This is a genomic window from Leclercia sp. Colony189 (assembly GCF_009740165.1).
Lineage (GTDB): Bacteria > Pseudomonadota > Gammaproteobacteria > Enterobacterales > Enterobacteriaceae > Enterobacter.
This window is the reverse complement of sequence record NZ_CP046557.1, coordinates 872,679-888,959: the sequence shown is the minus strand read 5'-3', so window position 1 is coordinate 888,959 and position 16,281 is coordinate 872,679. Positions and strand designations below refer to the sequence as shown.

General features: G+C 56.4%; 17 protein-coding genes. 11 read left to right on the top strand and 6 right to left on the bottom strand.

The genetic code is table 11. From position 1 onward, the window contains the following. The first annotated feature begins 19 nt into the window (after nt 1-19). The 9 genes from thpR to panD all read left to right on the top strand — a co-directional run bounded on the left by thpR (nt 20) and on the right by panD (nt 7,033). Complete coding sequence (gene thpR, locus GNG29_RS04205; RefSeq protein WP_156653926.1) at nt 20-550, top strand: RNA 2',3'-cyclic phosphodiesterase; 531 nt, start codon at nt 20-22, stop codon at nt 548-550. 12 nt (nt 551-562) lie between these two features. Then, nucleotides 563-1,267, top strand: coding sequence for a DNA/RNA nuclease SfsA (gene sfsA, locus GNG29_RS04200; RefSeq protein WP_103178315.1), 705 nt, complete (start codon nt 563-565; stop codon nt 1,265-1,267). A 177-nt stretch (nt 1,268-1,444) separates the two neighbouring features. After that, the gene (gene dksA / locus GNG29_RS04195) at nt 1,445-1,900 is read left to right on the top strand and encodes an RNA polymerase-binding protein DksA (protein ID WP_012016093.1); all 456 of its coding nucleotides are present in this window, start codon (nt 1,445-1,447) and stop codon (nt 1,898-1,900) included. A 72-nt stretch (nt 1,901-1,972) separates the two neighbouring features. Further along, a complete protein-coding gene (gluQRS, locus tag GNG29_RS04190) occupies nt 1,973-2,860 on the top strand; it encodes a tRNA glutamyl-Q(34) synthetase GluQRS (protein ID WP_156653925.1) in 888 nt (295 codons plus the stop codon). Between the two features lie 53 nt (nt 2,861-2,913). Next, nucleotides 2,914-4,311, top strand: coding sequence for a polynucleotide adenylyltransferase PcnB (gene pcnB / locus GNG29_RS04185; RefSeq protein ID WP_210405546.1), 1,398 nt, complete (start codon nt 2,914-2,916; stop codon nt 4,309-4,311). Beyond that, nucleotides 4,308-4,787 carry a 2-amino-4-hydroxy-6-hydroxymethyldihydropteridine diphosphokinase gene (gene folK, locus GNG29_RS04180; protein ID WP_156653924.1) on the top strand — a complete coding sequence of 160 codons (480 nt, stop codon included), beginning with the start codon at nt 4,308-4,310 and terminating at the stop codon, nt 4,785-4,787. Before pcnB ends, folK begins: the two co-directional genes overlap by 4 nt. A gap of 122 nt (nt 4,788-4,909) precedes the next feature. Continuing rightward, complete coding sequence (gene panB, locus GNG29_RS04175) at nt 4,910-5,701, top strand: 3-methyl-2-oxobutanoate hydroxymethyltransferase (protein ID WP_156653923.1); 792 nt, start codon at nt 4,910-4,912, stop codon at nt 5,699-5,701. 11 nt (nt 5,702-5,712) lie between these two features. Then, entirely contained in the window at nt 5,713-6,567 is an 855-nt protein-coding gene (panC, locus tag GNG29_RS04170) for a pantoate--beta-alanine ligase (protein WP_103823278.1), read from the top strand. Nucleotides 6,568-6,652: 85 nt separating this feature from the next. Then, nucleotides 6,653-7,033: an aspartate 1-decarboxylase gene (gene panD, locus GNG29_RS04165; protein WP_032616579.1), complete on the top strand. Its 381-nt coding sequence runs from the start codon at nt 6,653-6,655 to the stop codon at nt 7,031-7,033. Nucleotides 7,034-7,035: 2 nt separating this feature from the next. On the opposite strand, the gene GNG29_RS04160 is transcribed toward panD, so the two are convergent. From GNG29_RS04160 to GNG29_RS04145, 4 genes are all read right to left on the bottom strand, one after another. After that, a complete protein-coding gene (locus GNG29_RS04160; RefSeq protein WP_103178309.1) occupies nt 7,036-8,283 on the bottom strand; it encodes a polysaccharide deacetylase family protein in 1,248 nt (415 codons plus the stop codon). A gap of 62 nt (nt 8,284-8,345) precedes the next feature. Next, complete coding sequence (locus GNG29_RS04155; RefSeq protein ID WP_156653922.1) at nt 8,346-8,786, bottom strand: PTS sugar transporter subunit IIA; 441 nt, start codon at nt 8,784-8,786, stop codon at nt 8,346-8,348. Nucleotides 8,787-8,891: 105 nt separating this feature from the next. After that, the gene (locus tag GNG29_RS04150; protein WP_103178307.1) at nt 8,892-9,662 is read right to left on the bottom strand and encodes an ABC transporter permease; all 771 of its coding nucleotides are present in this window, start codon (nt 9,660-9,662) and stop codon (nt 8,892-8,894) included. Beyond that, complete coding sequence (locus tag GNG29_RS04145) at nt 9,659-10,585, bottom strand: ABC transporter ATP-binding protein (protein ID WP_103178306.1); 927 nt, start codon at nt 10,583-10,585, stop codon at nt 9,659-9,661. Before GNG29_RS04145 ends, GNG29_RS04150 begins: the two co-directional genes overlap by 4 nt. 107 nt (nt 10,586-10,692) lie before the next feature. Between GNG29_RS04145 and can the strand changes: the two genes are divergently transcribed. After that, nucleotides 10,693-11,355, top strand: coding sequence for a carbonate dehydratase (can, locus tag GNG29_RS04140; protein ID WP_103178305.1), 663 nt, complete (start codon nt 10,693-10,695; stop codon nt 11,353-11,355). 76 nt (nt 11,356-11,431) lie between these two features. Here the strand turns inward: can and hpt are convergent, their stop codons facing one another. Beyond that, complete coding sequence (gene hpt / locus GNG29_RS04135; RefSeq protein ID WP_103178304.1) at nt 11,432-11,968, bottom strand: hypoxanthine phosphoribosyltransferase; 537 nt, start codon at nt 11,966-11,968, stop codon at nt 11,432-11,434. 205 nt (nt 11,969-12,173) lie between these two features. Here hpt and GNG29_RS04130 point away from each other — a divergent pair, with 205 nt between their 5' ends. After that, nucleotides 12,174-14,561 carry a glucose/quinate/shikimate family membrane-bound PQQ-dependent dehydrogenase gene (locus GNG29_RS04130; protein ID WP_156653921.1) on the top strand — a complete coding sequence of 796 codons (2,388 nt, stop codon included), beginning with the start codon at nt 12,174-12,176 and terminating at the stop codon, nt 14,559-14,561. Between the two features lie 91 nt (nt 14,562-14,652). Here GNG29_RS04130 and cueO read toward each other — a convergent pair whose 3' ends face one another. Next, entirely contained in the window at nt 14,653-16,206 is a 1,554-nt protein-coding gene (cueO, locus tag GNG29_RS04125) for a multicopper oxidase CueO (RefSeq protein WP_156653920.1), read from the bottom strand. Nucleotides 16,207-16,281 lie beyond the last annotated feature (75 nt).

Here is a 16,281-nt window from a genome sequence, read left to right as displayed (position 1 = left end):
TCATTACCGAGTGCGCCGTATGTCCGAGTCAAAAAGGTTGTTTTTTGCCATTGAAATGCCTGCCCCGCTCCAGCGGCAGATCGTCCGCTGGCGCGCCGACCACTTTGCGCCGGAAGCGGGCCGTCCGGTGGCAGGCGGCAACCTGCACCTGACGCTGGCGTTTTTAGGGGATGTCAGCCCTGAGAAACAGCAGGCGCTGGCAGCAATGGCCGGACGCATCCGTCAGCCGGAGTTTACCCTGACGCTGGACGATGCCGGACAGTGGCTGCGCTCCCGCGTCGTCTGGCTGGGTACCCGCCAGCCGCCGCGGGGGTTATTACAGCTTGCCAACATGTTGCGGGCCCAGGCGGCGCGCAGCGGCTGCTATCAAAGTCCCCAGCCGTTTCATCCGCATATCACCCTGCTGCGCGATGCCAGCCACGCCGTCGCCATTCCGCCACCGGGTTTTCAGTGGTCGTTTGCGGTGAAAGATTTTGTCCTCTACGAGAGCCGTTTCGCAGGCGGGCGCACGCGCTACACGCCGCTCCAGCGCTGGACGCTTACCGAATAACAAGGAATTCGCATGCAGTTTACCCCTGCCCTACAACCCGCCACGCTGGTACAACGCTATAAACGTTTTCTTGCCGACGTGGTAACGCCTAACGGTGAAACCCTGACGCTGCACTGCCCCAATACCGGGGCGATGACCGGCTGCGCCACGCCGGGGGATACCGTCTGGTACTCCACCTCCAGTAATATCAAACGTAAATATCCTCACACCTGGGAAATAACCCAGACCGCGGACGGAGAATATATTTGCGTCAATACGCTGCGAGCGAACCAGCTGGTCAAAGAGGCGATTAGTCTGGATTTTATTCCGGAACTGCGCGGCTATAACACGCTAAAAAGCGAGGTAAAATATGGCAGCGAAAGCAGCAGAATCGACTTTATGTTGCAGGCAGACGATCGCCCCGAGTGCTATATTGAAGTGAAATCAGTGACGTTAGCTGAGAAAGATAACGGTTATTTCCCGGATGCGGTGACGCTGCGAGGGCAGAAGCACCTCCGGGAGCTTATGAGTGTAGCGGCGGCGGGCAAACGCGCCGTGCTGTTATTTGCAGTATTGCACAGCGCAATTGGGCGATTTTCACCCGCCCGCCATATTGACCTTAAGTACGCGCAACTGTTGAATGAGGCACAAAAGCAGGGGGTAGAGGTTTTGGTGTATAAAGCTGAACTTTCTGCCGATAATATCACTCTGAGATCCGCTCTCCCCGCCACGTTATGAAAGGGGTTGAGCGTTGGCTAATAAGTATTCTGGTCGTGTGCGCAAATACGCTTTTCCTCACAGGCTTGTCAAGTGTTACGTTTAGATAATTGCCTTACGGAAAAGCATCTGCTATTTATAGCGGCCTGATTTTTCCCCCAACACGGGGATCGATAGTGCGTGTTAAGGAGAAGCAACATGCAAGAAGGGCAAAACCGTAAAACATCGTCCCTGAGTATTCTCGCCATCGCTGGGGTGGAGCCGTATCAAGAGAAGCCGGGCGAAGAGTATATGAACGAAGCCCAGCTATCACACTTCAAGCGAATCCTTGAAGCATGGCGTAATCAACTCCGGGATGAAGTCGATCGCACCGTTACACATATGCAGGACGAAGCGGCTAACTTCCCGGATCCGGTAGACCGTGCCGCCCAGGAAGAAGAGTTCAGCCTCGAACTGCGTAACCGTGACCGCGAGCGCAAGCTGATCAAAAAGATTGAGAAAACGCTGAAAAAAGTCGAAGACGAAGATTTCGGCTTCTGCGAGTCCTGCGGTGTCGAAATCGGCATTCGTCGTCTGGAAGCCCGTCCGACAGCCGACCTGTGCATCGACTGTAAAACGCTGGCAGAAATCCGCGAAAAACAGATGGCCGGTTAATGCCAGCCCTGTCATGACGCTACCACAGGCGGGAGTTCTCTCCCGCCTGATTACTTTCTGCGCTGTGTAATTATGCCTGCTGACTATATTGGGCGCTTCGCGCCATCCCCCTCTGGCGAACTGCATTTCGGCTCGCTCATTGCTGCCCTTGGCAGCTATCTGCAAGTCCGTGCCCAACAGGGTATCTGGCGCGTGCGGATTGAAGATATCGACCCTCCGCGTGAAGTTCCCGGTGCGGCAGACACCATTCTGCGACAGCTGGAACATTACGGCCTGCACTGGGATGGCGACATTCTCTGGCAATCCCATCGTCACGAAGCCTACCGCGAACGCCTGGCCTGGCTGCATGCCGAGGGCCTTTCGTACTACTGCACCTGCACCCGCGCCCGCATTCAGCGCGTCGGCGGCGTCTATGACGGCCACTGCCGCACCCTGCATCACGGCCCGGAAAATGCGGCGGTGCGGGTGGTGCAACAGCATCCCGTCACCTGCTTTACCGACCGGTTACAGGGTGAACTCCACGCCGATGCGCGTCTGGCGGGCGAGGATTTCATTATCCATCGGCGGGACGGGCTGTTTGCTTATAACCTGGCGGTGGTGGTGGATGACCATTTCCAGGGCGTAAACGAAATTGTGCGCGGGGCCGACCTGATTGAACCTACCGTCCGGCAGATTTCGCTCTACCGGCTGTTTGGCTGGCCGGTTCCTGACTACATTCACCTGCCGCTGGTGGTGAATGAAAAAGGGATGAAACTCTCGAAACAGAATCATGCCCCCGCATTACCGACCGGCGATCCTCGCCCTGTTCTTATCAATGCTTTACAATTTCTAAACCAGGATGTAACAAATGAGTGGCAGGATCTGCGCACCGAAGAATTGCTGGAAAAAGCGGTGGCCAACTGGTCGCTCATTCGCGTGCCGAAAATCCAGCATTCTCAAATGCGTCTCGCTGAGCTATGATTAGCCGCTATTTTTTGTCCTGAATTCTGAAACACACACTACCGAGGTGTACTATTTTTACCCGAGTCGCTAATTTTTGCCGTAAGGTGCTGAGCCGCGATGAGAGCATGGCGGATGACGTCATTGTTCAAAATACGATGTCGGTTATTCCGCGCGAACAGCATGCTATTTCCCGCAAAGATATCAGTGAAAACGCCCTTAAGGTGCTTTATCGCCTGAATAAAGCTGGCTATGAGGCGTATCTCGTTGGTGGCGGGGTGCGTGACCTGTTGCTGGGCAAAAAGCCGAAAGATTTTGACGTGACCACCAGCGCCACGCCTGAGCAGGTGCGGAAATTATTCCGCAACTGCCGTCTGGTTGGCCGCCGCTTCCGTCTTGCTCACGTCATGTTTGGGCCGGAGATCATCGAAGTGGCCACCTTCCGTGGTCATCACGAAGGCACGCCAACCGATCGCACCACTTCCCAGCGCGGCCAGAACGGTATGCTGCTGCGTGACAATATCTTCGGTTCTATCGAAGAAGATGCCCAGCGTCGCGATTTCACTATCAACAGCCTGTATTACAGCGTGGCTGACTTTACCGTCCGCGATTTCGTGGGTGGGGTGCCGGATCTTAAAGCGGGTCTGATTCGCCTGATCGGCAACCCGGAAACCCGCTACCGCGAAGATCCGGTGCGGATGCTGCGTGCCGTGCGTTTTGCCGCCAAGCTGGGTATGCACATCAGCCCGGAAACCGCCGAGCCGATCCCGCGCCTGGCGACGCTGATCAACGATGTGCCCCCGGCGCGTCTGTTTGAAGAGGCGCTGAAGCTGCTGCAGGCTGGTCACGGTTTTGCCACCTATCAGCTGCTGCGCGAATACAGCCTGTTCCAGCCCCTGTTCCCGACCATTACGCGCAACTTCACCGAAAAAGGTGACAGCGCGATGGAACGTATCATCGACCAGGTGTTGAAGAATACCGATAACCGCATTCAGAACGATATGCGCGTTAACCCGGCATTCCTCTTTGCGGCGATGTTCTGGTATCCGCTGCTGGAGACGGCACAGAAGATTGCTCAGGAGAGCGGTCTGGCCTACTACGATGCCTTCGCCCTGGCCGCTAACGATGTGCTGGATGAAGCCTGCCGTTCGCTGGCGATCCCGAAACGCATCACCACGCTGGTGCGTGATATCTGGCAGCTTCAGCTGCGGATGTCCCGTCGTCAGGGTAAACGCGCATGGAAGTTAATGGAGCATCCAAAATTCCGTGCGGCTTACGATCTGATGGCCCTGCGTGCCGAAGCGGAGAACAACCGCGAGCTGCAGGCGCTGGTGCAGTGGTGGGGTGAGTTCCAGGTTTCTGCGCCACCGGCGCAGAAGGACATGCTGACCGGTCTCGATGAAGAGCCGGCGCCGCGTCGCCGCCATCGTCGTCCACGTAAGCGTGCTCCACGCCGCGAAGGGGCCGCATGACGCTGGCCTATATCGCCATCGGCAGTAATCTGGCCTCTCCGCTGGAGCAGGTCAATGCTGCCGTCCAGGCGCTGGGCGACATTCCGCAGAGCCGCGTTGTCGCCCTCTCCTCTTTCTATCGCACGCCCCCGCTGGGCCCGCAGGATCAGCCCGACTACCTCAACGCCGCCATTGCGCTGGAAACCGCCCTTAGCGCCGACGCGCTGCTGGACAACACCCAGCGCATTGAGCTGCAGCAGGGGCGCGTGCGTAAAGAAGAGCGCTGGGGACCGCGCACCCTCGATTTGGATATCATGCTGTTTGGTGATGCGGTGATTAACACCGAACGCCTGACCGTGCCGCATTACGACATGAAACGCCGCGGCTTTATGCTCTGGCCGCTGTTTGAAATTGCCCCCGACCTGATCTTCCCCGACGGCGAAAGTCTGAGCGCCCTGCTGACGCAGCTTAACGCCGAAAAACCAGCTCACTGGTAACAGTAAATTTCCGTTGATTAACCATGAAATATTTATGGTTAATCGGTTACGTAAAATCATTGTTCCCCCGAATGTTACTGTTAGAATGCGCAAAGATTCGCTTTGGGCTATCAGGAAACAGTATGAAACCAACCACCATCGCCACCCTGCAGAAATGCAAACAGGACAAGCAGCGCTTCGCCACCATTACCGCCTATGACTACAGCTTCGCCAAACTCTTTGCCGAAGAGGGGATTAACGTCATGCTGGTCGGCGACTCGTTAGGGATGACGGTCCAGGGACATGACTCCACTCTGCCGGTAACGGTAGAAGATATTGCTTATCATACCCGGGCGGTTCGCCGCGGAGCCCCAGCTTCTATGCTGCTCGCCGATCTCCCGTTTATGGCCTACGCCACACCGGAGCAGGCGTTTGAAAATGCCGCCACGGTGATGCGCGCCGGTGCCAACATGGTCAAAGTGGAAGGCGGCGCCTGGCTGGTTGAGACCGTAGGCATGCTCACCGAGCGCGCGGTGCCGGTATGCGGCCATCTGGGGTTAACCCCGCAGTCGGTCAATATCTTCGGTGGCTATAAGGTGCAGGGCCGCGGTGACGCTGCCCAGACCCTGTTTGATGATGCGCAGGCGTTAGAAGCCGCAGGGGCACAGCTGCTGGTGCTGGAGTGCGTGCCGGTGTCGCTGGCGAAACGCATTACCGAGGCGCTTTCTATTCCGGTGATCGGCATTGGCGCCGGTAACGTCACCGACGGACAAATTCTGGTGATGCACGATGCGTTTGGCATTACCGGCGGGCATATCCCAAAATTTGCGAAGAATTTCCTTATCGACGCAGGCGACATGCGCGGCGCAGTCAGGCAGTATATTGCCGACGTTGAATCGGGTGTTTACCCGGGTGAAGAACACAGTTTCCAGTAAGGAGTCTTGTTGTGCTAATCATTGAAACCCTGCCGCTGCTGCGCCAGCATATTCGTCGCCTGCGCCAGGAAGGTAAACGTATCGCGCTGGTTCCCACCATGGGCAACCTGCATGACGGCCACATGAAGCTGGTGGACGAAGCCAAAGCCCGTGCCGATGTGGTAGTGGTGAGCATTTTCGTTAACCCGATGCAATTTGACCGTGCCGACGACCTGGCCCGCTACCCGCGCACGCTGCAGGAAGATTGCGAGAAGCTGAAAAAGCATCAGGTCGATTTCGTCTTCGCCCCGGCACCGAATGATGTCTATCCTAAGGGTACGGAAGAGACGACCTATGTGGACGTACCGGGTATCTCCACCATGCTGGAAGGCGCCAGCCGTCCGGGTCATTTCCGCGGTGTTTCTACCATCGTCAGCAAGCTGTTTAACCTTGTGCAGCCGGATATCGCCTGTTTCGGCGAGAAAGATTTCCAGCAACTGGCGCTGATCCGCAAGATGGTAGCCGACATGGGCTACGACATCGACATCGTTGGCGTACCGATCGTGCGTGCCAAAGATGGCCTGGCGCTGAGCTCCCGCAACGGCTACCTCACCGCTGACCAGCGTAAAATCGCGCCGGGTCTGTATAAGGTGATGAGCGCGATGGTTGAAAAGCTGCAACAGAAGGCGCTGAGCAGTGAAGAGATTATCGCCATTGCCGAACAGGAGCTGAATGACAAAGGCTTCCGGGCTGATGATATTCAGATCCGCGATGCCGATACGCTGCTGGAGCTCTCTGCCACCAGCAAACGCGCGGTGATCCTGGTTGCTGCGTGGCTCGGTCAGGCGCGCCTGATCGACAACAGTGTCGTTGAACTGGCTCAGTAATGACTGAGCTGATAGATAGCTAATGGATTAGTTTCCCTTCCCACTTGCGGGCAAGTGGGTTACGAAGAAGAGTAAAGGTAACATCATGATTCGCAAAATGTTGCAAGGTAAGCTTCACCGTGTGAAGGTCACTCAGGCCGATCTGCACTATGAAGGCTCCTGCGCGATCGATCAGGATTTTCTCGACGCGGCGGGTATTCTTGAAAACGAAGCCATTGATATCTGGAACGTGAGTAACGGCAATCGTTTCTCAACCTATGCTATCGCGGCTGAACGGGGTTCTAAAATCATCTCCGTGAACGGTGCAGCCGCGCACTGTGCCAACGTGGGCGATATCGTCATCATCGCCAGCTTCGTTATGATGTCCGACGAGGAAGCCCGCCGCTGGCAGCCGAAAGTGGCCTATTTCGAAGGCGACAACGACATGAAACGCACCGCGAAAGCGATCCCCGTTCAGGTTGCCTGATGCTACCCCTGCGGCTGATTGCTGATCAGCCGCGACATGGTCTCTAAAGAATCCGTTCTGAGAACGTACAAACGCTTTAACAAGAACGGATTATCTCCCGGCTTTACCTTGCCTTTTACCGTCGTCACCGCCAGATGAAAACCGGCGTCATTCGCCGCTTTTACCGCATTATCGTTGTAACCGCCAAACGGGTACGAAAGATAGAGCACGTGCGGGTTAAACTGCGCCAGCGCGCGGCGGGAGTGTTTGAAATCCATCACGATGTTGTGGTAACTGCGGCTGAGCAGGATCGGATGGCGGTTATTGTCCACCCGGTGCAGGAAATGGGTGTGCGACTGCACGTCAAAAACATCCTGGATCTCCCGCAGCTCGGAAATGCTCATAAACTGCAACGTCTTTGGATCCCACTTCTGCGGATGCGCTTTGATCCGCGAGGAGATAATAAAGGCCGTGGCGTGAAAGCCGTACTGCCTGAGGATTGGCCAGGCGTAGCGGCTGACCGATTTCAGGCCGTCGTCAAAGGTGATCACCACTGCCCTGGCGGGCAGGTTCATTTTGTTACGCACATAACCTTCGAGCTGATACAGGGTCAGCGTGGTATAGCCCTGGTCGCGCAGCCAGGTCATCTGGTTATTGAAGGCACGTACGCTGGTGGTGGTTGAGGTATGGCGGAAACGGGTGTTCTCTTCATCGCGCAGGATATGGTGATAAGTGAGCACCGGCAGGCCATTATCTTCCTGCGCATCCAGGCTGCTGACCCAGGCCAGACGGTTAGCGATGCGGATCTGATACCAGGTCTGATTCAGGCGATCCTTGAGTTTATTGAGGATCGGATAGCGCAGATTATCTGCCAGCGTACCGAACGGGGCGCTACCGGCGCTGGGCGCGTTGTAGATCGGCGTATCCTTCCACGTAATTAAATTCTGGTTGCTGAGAGGCTTATTCAGATCGCCCAGGCTATCCTCCACCCGCTGTTTGCCCTGCACTTCGCCCAGATGCCCTTTGTCGATAAAACCGGTGCCAAAGCCAAACCGGAACTCATAGTAATCTGCCGGGGTGGGAGAAACGGCGATGATCTGCCCGGCGCGCACATTGCCGACGGTCACGACGCGGTTACCTACCTGCGCCCAGATGGTGGCATCTTCGGTGGTTTGCATATAACGGGCCGGAGCCCCTTGCGGGCTTAGCAGACTGGCAGAAGCGCCGCCGGAAACCAGCAGAAGAAGCAGAAGAAAAATACGCGAGAACATAGAGAGTTATTCAGTACGAAAATCGGACGACATTGTAGCAAAAGCACCGGTAATACCAATGTTTAATATTTCTCCGGTCCATGCAGCAGAACGAAGGGCGGGTTTTTCTGCTGCTGGTGCCACAGGCTGCTGACGTCCGGCGCGCCGTGGGCCACGATGGTGTTACGAAAGCTGACGCTGTCGGTCGTTTCACGCAGGGGGTACATCATCTCCAGCAGCGGATAGCTTATCCCGGAGATCACTTCGCAATTCTCATGCTTATGGCTGAGCAGGGCGGCTGCGCGATACGGCGCAGCGCCGGAGATGTCGGTCAGAAAGATCACCCCGTCACCGCTGTCGGCATGATGCTGGGCATCACACAACATACGGCTGAGCATATTGCAGCTTAAGCCGCGCCAGAAATTGACCACCTGGCATTGCTCCAGCGGCCCAAAGCGAGCGGCAAGCCGATCCGCCATCAGCTGCGCGTGTTCTTCATGGCACGTTATTACCCAACCCAGCATCGTCACCTCTCATCAGAAAGGAGTAGTGTAGCGGGAGAGATAAGGTATGGGGGTGACGGTGGTCAATAAAGCGGCCCGGCAACAGAACGCCGCCGGGCCTGATGGTTAGCTACGCAGCCCGCGTCCGCGCTGGATCAGATTCCAGCACAGCAGATAGAAGGCAACGATAAAGATCACCAGCACGCCAACGGTCGTCACCAGCGGCACATCGGAAATGCCGAGGAAACCAAAGCGGAAGCCGCTGATCATATAGACGATAGGGTTCAGGTGTGACAGCCCCTGCCAGAACGGCGGCAGCAGCGTCAGGGAGTAGAAGACCCCACCGAGGTAGGTGAGCGGCGTCAGGACGAAGGTCGGGATCAGGCTGATATCGTCAAAGGTTTTGGCGAATACCGCGTTCAGCAGCCCCGCCAGAGAGAACAGTATCGCCGTCAGCAGCAGCGTCAGGCCGACAAACAGCCAGGAGTGCACCTGGAATGGCACAAAGAACAGCGAAACGGCGGTGACCAGAATGCCGACGCACAGGCCGCGCGCGACCCCGCCCCCGACGTAACCGGCGATGATGACGTGGGTAGGCACCGGCGCCACCAGCAGCTCTTCAATGTTGCGCTGGAACTTGGCGCTGAAGAACGACGACGCCACGTTGGCGTAGGCGTTGGTGATGACCGCCATCATGATCAGGCCCGGCACAATAAACTGCATATAGGTAAAGCCGTGCATCTCGCCGATGCGCGAGCCAATCAGGTTGCCGAAGATAATAAAGTAGAGGGTCATGGTGATCACCGGCGGAACCAGGGTCTGGATCCAGATACGCATGAAACGGTTGATCTCTTTGGCCCAGATACTTTTCAGCGCCACCCAGTAAAGCTGCATCATGCGCGATCTCCTTGTTTCTCATGGACCAGCGAGACGAACAGCTCTTCCAGTCGGTTTGCTTTGTTACGCATACTTAATACCTGAATCCCCTGCTCGCTCAGCTGGCTGAAGACGCTGTTGATCCCCTGCTCGCGCAGCACTTCCACTTCAAGCGTGGAGGTATCCACCAGACGATACTGATAGCCGACCAGCTTCGGCAGCGGACTTTTTGCCGCCAGGTCGAGAATGAACGTCTCTGACTTCAGCTTGGAGAGCAGATCTTTCATTGAGGTGTTTTCCACCAGCTCGCCGTGCTGAATGATGCCGATATTGCGACAGAGCATCTCAGCCTCTTCCAGATAGTGGGTGGTGAGGATAATGGTGGTGCCTTTGTCGTTTAAATCCTTCAAAAAGCTCCACATTGAGCGGCGAAGCTCGATATCCACCCCGGCGGTGGGCTCATCGAGGATCAGCAGCTTTGGCTCGTGCATCAGGGCGCGGGCAATCATCAGACGACGCTTCATGCCGCCGGACAACATCCGCGCACGTTCGTTGCGTTTCTCCCACAGATCGAGCTGCTTAAGATACTTTTCGCTGCGCGCGACCGCCTCTTTGCGCTCCACGCCGTAGTAACCCGCCTGGTTCACCACAATCTGTTGTACGGTCTCAAACGGATTGAAGTTAAACTCCTGCGGCACCAGCCCCAGCTGGCGTTTGGCGTTGACCACATCTTTCTCCAGGTCATAGCCAAACACGCTCACCCGGCCGGAGGATTTGTTCACCAGCGAGCTGATGATACCGATGGTGGTGGATTTACCTGCCCCGTTAGGCCCCAGAAGCGCATAGAAATCACCGGCTTCTACTTTGAGATCTATCCCGCGCAGCGCCTGGACGCCGCCCGGATAGGTTTTTTTAAGTTGCTCAAGCTCAAGTGCAATCGCCATGAAATAAACTTACCTATAGTTCTGACACACGTTGTGTGGTTTCATTAAAAGTCGGGTTACCCTATAGTAGCGCAACGCAATCACTCGGTTACAGGCCGTTAGCCTCCATGAATGACATAGATACACTCATCAGCAATAACGCACTATGGTCAAAGATGCTGCTGGAAGAAGATTCCGGATTTTTTGAGAAACTGTCTCAGTCTCAGAAACCACGCTTTCTCTGGATTGGATGCTCCGACAGCCGCGTTCCGGCTGAACGTCTTACCGGCCTTGAACCTGGCGAACTTTTTGTTCACCGCAACGTTGCGAACCTGGTGATCCACACCGACCTGAACTGTCTCTCTGTGGTGCAGTATGCGGTAGATGTTCTGGAAGTCGAACACATCATCATTTGTGGTCACTACGGCTGCGGCGGCGTGCAGGCAGCGGTTGAAAATCCGGAACTGGGCCTTATCGACAACTGGCTACTGCACATTCGTGATATCTGGTTCAAACATAGCTCACTGTTGGGTCAAATGCCGCAGGAGCGCCGCCTGGACACCCTGTGCGAGCTGAACGTGATGGAACAGGTCTACAACCTCGGCCACTCCACCATTATGCAGTCGGCGTGGAAACGTGGGCAGAAGGTGACGATCCACGGCTGGGCGTATGGCATTCACGATGGCCTGCTGCGCGATCTGGAAGTGACCGCAACCAACCGGGAAACGCTGGAGCAGCGCTACCGTCAGGGTGTCTCTAACCTGACTCAGAAGCACGTTAACCACAAGTAAACGCAAAACGGCAACGCAAGTTGCCGTTTTTAGTCCGCAGGCCCGTTAAGCGTAGCGCCAACGGGTAATATCCGCCTTACTCGTCCAGCAGCACCACTTTGCCGACATACGGCAGATGGCGATAGCGCTGCGCGTAGTCAATCCCGTAGCCCACCACAAATTCGTCCGGGATCGAGAAACCGACAAACTCCACGGGAACGTCCACTTCACGGCGGGTCGGTTTATCCAGCAGGGTACAAATCGCCAGCGATTTTGGGCCGCGCAGGCTGAGAATTTCGCGTACTTTTGACAGCGTGTTCCCGGAATCGATGATGTCTTCCACAATCAGAACATCTTTGCCGCGAATGTCTTCATCCAGATCTTTGAGAATTTTAACATCACGGGTGGTCGACATGCCGCTGCCATAGCTGGAGGCGGTCATAAAATCGACTTCATGGGAGACCTGCACTTCGCGACAGAGATCGGCCATAAACATGAAGGAACCGCGTAACAGACCCACCAGCACCATCTCACTGCCGCTGTCTTTATAATGTTCGGTGATCTGACGACCAAGTTCGGCGATACGCGTTTTGATCTCCGCTTCAGGGATCATCACTTCAACAGTATGTTTCATTTTACTAACCGTATGATTTTATAACGAATTTCTCAATGCCTATGGATTCGCGTCCGGCATCGCTTCATAAGCCCTGAAGTATACCAGCAAATGGATCCTCCTGGCGCATGAGTTCACAAAAGCCATATTTGTGATTCCGATCACACTTGTTAAGTCCTATAATTAATTGCTACTAAATAATTAACAAACTTATCGAGTGTCTTTTATGGCGGAAACAAAAAATCAACATTCACGTTTACTCGTGAGGCTAACAGCCCTGTTCGCTGCATTTTGCGGACTGTATCTGTTAATCGGCGGGGTCTGGCTGGTAGCCATTGGCGGCTCCTGGTACTACCCGGTAGCAGGTGTGGTTATGCTCGGCGTCACCCTGCTTCTCTGGCGTAGTAAACAATCGGCACTGTGGCTCTACGCGGCCCTGCTGCTGGCTACGATGGTCTGGGGCGTATGGGAGGTCGGCTTCGACTTCTGGGCCCTGACCCCGCGTAGCGACATTCTGGTCTTCTTCGGTATCTGGCTGATCCTGCCTTTCGTCTGGCGTCGTCTGCTTGTGCGCTCCAGCGGTGCGGTTGCCGCCCTGGTCGTGGCGCTGCTGATTAGCGGTGGCATCCTGACCTGGGCTGGCTTTAACGATCCGCAGGAGGTGAAAGGCACCCTGAATGCGGAATCTACGCCTGCGGCGGCGATCTCCGACGTGGCAGATGGTGACTGGCCTGCCTATGGCCGTAACCAGGAAGGTCAGCGTTACTCCCCGCTGAAGCAGATCAACGCGGACAACGTGAAAAACCTGAAAGAAGCCTGGGTATTCCGTACCGGCGATCTTAAGATGCCGAACGATCCGGGTGAACTGACCAACGAAGTGACCCCGATTAAAGTGGGCAACATGCTTTACCTCTGTACGGCGCACCAGCGTCTGTTCGCGCTTGATGCGGCCACCGGTAAAGAGAAATGGCACTTCGATCCGCAGCTGAAAACCAATAACCAGTTCCAGCACGTGACCTGCCGTGGCGTCTCTTACCACGAAGCACGCGCCGATAACGCCAGCCCGGAGGTGATCGCCGACTGTCCGCGCCGCATTATGCTACCGGTGAACGACGGTCGTCTGTTTGCCATCAACGCCGAAACCGGCAAGCTGTGCGAAACCTTTGCCAACAAAGGTGTGCTGAACCTGCAGACCAACATGCCGGATCAGACCCCGGGTCTGTATGAACCTACTTCACCGCCAATCATCACTGATAAAACTATCGTGATTGCCGGTTCGGTAACGGATAACTTCTCCGTTCGCGAAACCTCTGGCGTGATCCGCGGTTTTGACGTTAACACCGGTAAACTGCTGTGGGCCTTCGATCCGGGTGCGAAAGATCCAAACGCTATCCCGTCGGATGAACACACCTTTACCTTCAACTCGCCAAACACCTGGGCGCCAGCCGCCTATGACGCGAAGCTGGACCTGGTCTACCTGCCGATGGGTGTGACCACGCCGGATATCTGGGGTGGCAACCGCACGCCAGAGCAGGAGCGTTATGCCAGCTCTGTTCTGGCGCTGAATGCGACCACCGGTAAACTGGCATGGAGCTACCAGACCGTTCACCACGATCTGTGGGATATGGACATGCCGTCCCAGCCGACGCTGGCAGACATTACCGTCAACGGTAAAACCGTACCGGTGATCTACGCCCCGGCGAAAACAGGCAACATCTTCGTGCTGGACCGTCGTAACGGCGAGCTGGTCGTGCCGGCACCGGAAAAACCGGTTCCGCAGGGCGCGGCGAAAGGCGACTATGTCACCAAAACCCAGCCGTTCTCCGATCTGAGCTTCCGTCCGAAGAAAGATCTCAGCGGCGCGGACATGTGGGGCGCCACCATGTTCGACCAGCTGGTGTGCCGCGTGATGTTCCACCAGTTGCGCTATGAAGGCATCTTCACTCCACCATCCGAGCAGGGCACGCTGGTGTTCCCGGGTAACCTGGGGATGTTCGAATGGGGCGGTATCTCCGTTGACCCGAACCGTCAGGTGGCGATTGCCAACCCGATGGCGCTGCCGTTTGTCTCTAAACTGATCCCACGCGGCCCGGGCAACCCGATGGAACAGCCGAAAGATGCCCAGGGCACCGGTACGGAATCCGGTATTCAGCCGCAGTACGGCGTGCCGTATGGCGTGACGCTGAACCCGTTCCTCTCTCCGTTTGGCCTGCCGTGTAAACAGCCTGCCTGGGGATATATCTCTGCGCTGGATCTGAAAACTAACCAGGTCGTCTGGAAAAAACGTATTGGTACGCCACAGGACAGCATGCCGTTCCCGATGCCGATCCCGGTGCCGTTCAATATGGGTATGCCGATGCTGGGTGGTCCAATCTCCACCGCTGGTAACGTGCTGTTCATCGCGGCAACCGCAGATAACTACCTGCGCGCGTACAACATGACCAACGGTGAGAAACTGTGGCAGGGCCGTCTGCCTGCGGGTGGACAGGCTACACCGATGACCTATGAAGTGAATGGCAAGCAGTACGTTGTCATCTCTGCGGGGGGTCATGGTTCGTTTGGGACGAAGATGGGCGACTATATTGTTGCCTATGCGTTGCCTGATGAAAAATAAGTGACTAAAAAGCCGGGTGGCGGCTTCGCCTTACCCGGCCTACAGTTCGAGCTCACGTAGGCCCGGTAAGCGTAGCGCCACCGGGCTTTTTTTATACCGTGAACCCCAGCATCATCCCGGTATCTTCATGCTCTAACAGATGGCAGTGCGCCATATAGGCATACTCTTTCGGCGCGTCATGATCGAACTTCACTAACACCTCGCTCACTCCGCCTTCAACGCGCACCGTATCCTTCCAGCCTGCGCGATGCACCGCTGGCGCTTTGCCGTTTTCCGTCAGGATGCGGAACTGGGTGCCGTGAATATGGAACGGATGCAGCATCATGTCCCCTTCCCCGGAGATCGTCCAACGTTCATACTGCCCTTTAGCGGCGGCAAACTGCGGCGTGTGCATATCGAAGGCTTTGCCATTGATCCGGTTGCCGTTGTGGAAATCGAACCCATGCATGCTGTGATCCATTCCCCCCATCTGGCCATGATTCATATGACCCTGCATCTGGCCGTGATGCATCCCCGCCATCGCCTGGTCGCCATACTTCTTCATTAACGCCTGCATGCCCATCATGTCGAGCATCGGGTCCATGGAGAGCTGGAGCTTGCGCTGGGTCAGCCCCTCCAGCGACGGCAGTGCGGGCAGCGTGGTCAGGGCGTCCGGCAGTGCACCAGACGCGGTCACCAGCAGCGGCTGAATGCGCAGTACCGGCTGCGGTTTATCGAACGGCGCCACCGCCATCCCCATCTGGCTTACCGGCAGGGTTATCAGGTCAAAGGGCTTGCCGTCGCTGATGTCCACCAGCACCTCGAAACGCTCCCCCATCAGCATCGGCAGTTCGGTCACTTTTACCGGCTCAGCCAGCAGCCCGCCGTCGCTGGCGACGACATAGAGTGGACGCTTATCGCTGGCGGCGAAATTGAGCGAGCGGGCATTACAGCCGTTGAGCAGACGCAGGCGCAGCCACCCTTTCGGCGCATTGTGCTGCGGGTAGATCGCCCCGTTGGTCAGCAGCGTGTCGCCAAACCAGCCCACCGCGGCGCTCATCACATCCAGCTGATAGTCAATTTGCCCGTCGGCGGTAAATTTCTTGTCCTGCACGATCACCGGTACATCGTCAATGCCCCACTGCTTTGGCAGGCGCAGCAGACGGCTTTCGTCATCCTCAATCAGTACCAGCCCGGCTAACCCCATCGCCACCTGATGGCCGGTTTTACCGTGCTGATGGGGATGAAACCAGCAGGTCGCCGCTCGCTGCTCCGGAGTAAAGGTCACCGTCCGCTGGCCGCCGGGCTTAATGATACCGTGCGGTCCGCCGTCTACCTCACCCGGCACCTCCAGACCGTGCCAGTGGACGGTGGTCTCTTCGTTCAGGGTATTATGAATGTTAACGGTCAGCGCTTTTCCCTTGCGTAGCTGAATGGCCGGGCCCAGCAGGTTGCCGTTGTAACCCCAGGTGGTAGCGTGATGCGCACCAAAGGCGGTTTTCCCCGCCTGCACCACCAGATTCACCTGATTGCGTGCATCGGGAGCGAGTAAATTCGGGATCGGCAAAACAGGCCGCTCGGCGGCAAAGGCCGCGCGGCTCCAGAGGGGCAGCGCACTGGCGACGCCCAGTGCGGCAGAATATTTTAAAAAATCACGGCGTTGCATGTTCATCTCCTTATTCGCAGCAGTCAATGTTCTGAGCATAAACCCTCCCCTTGCCGGAAGGTCAAGAAAAGCCGC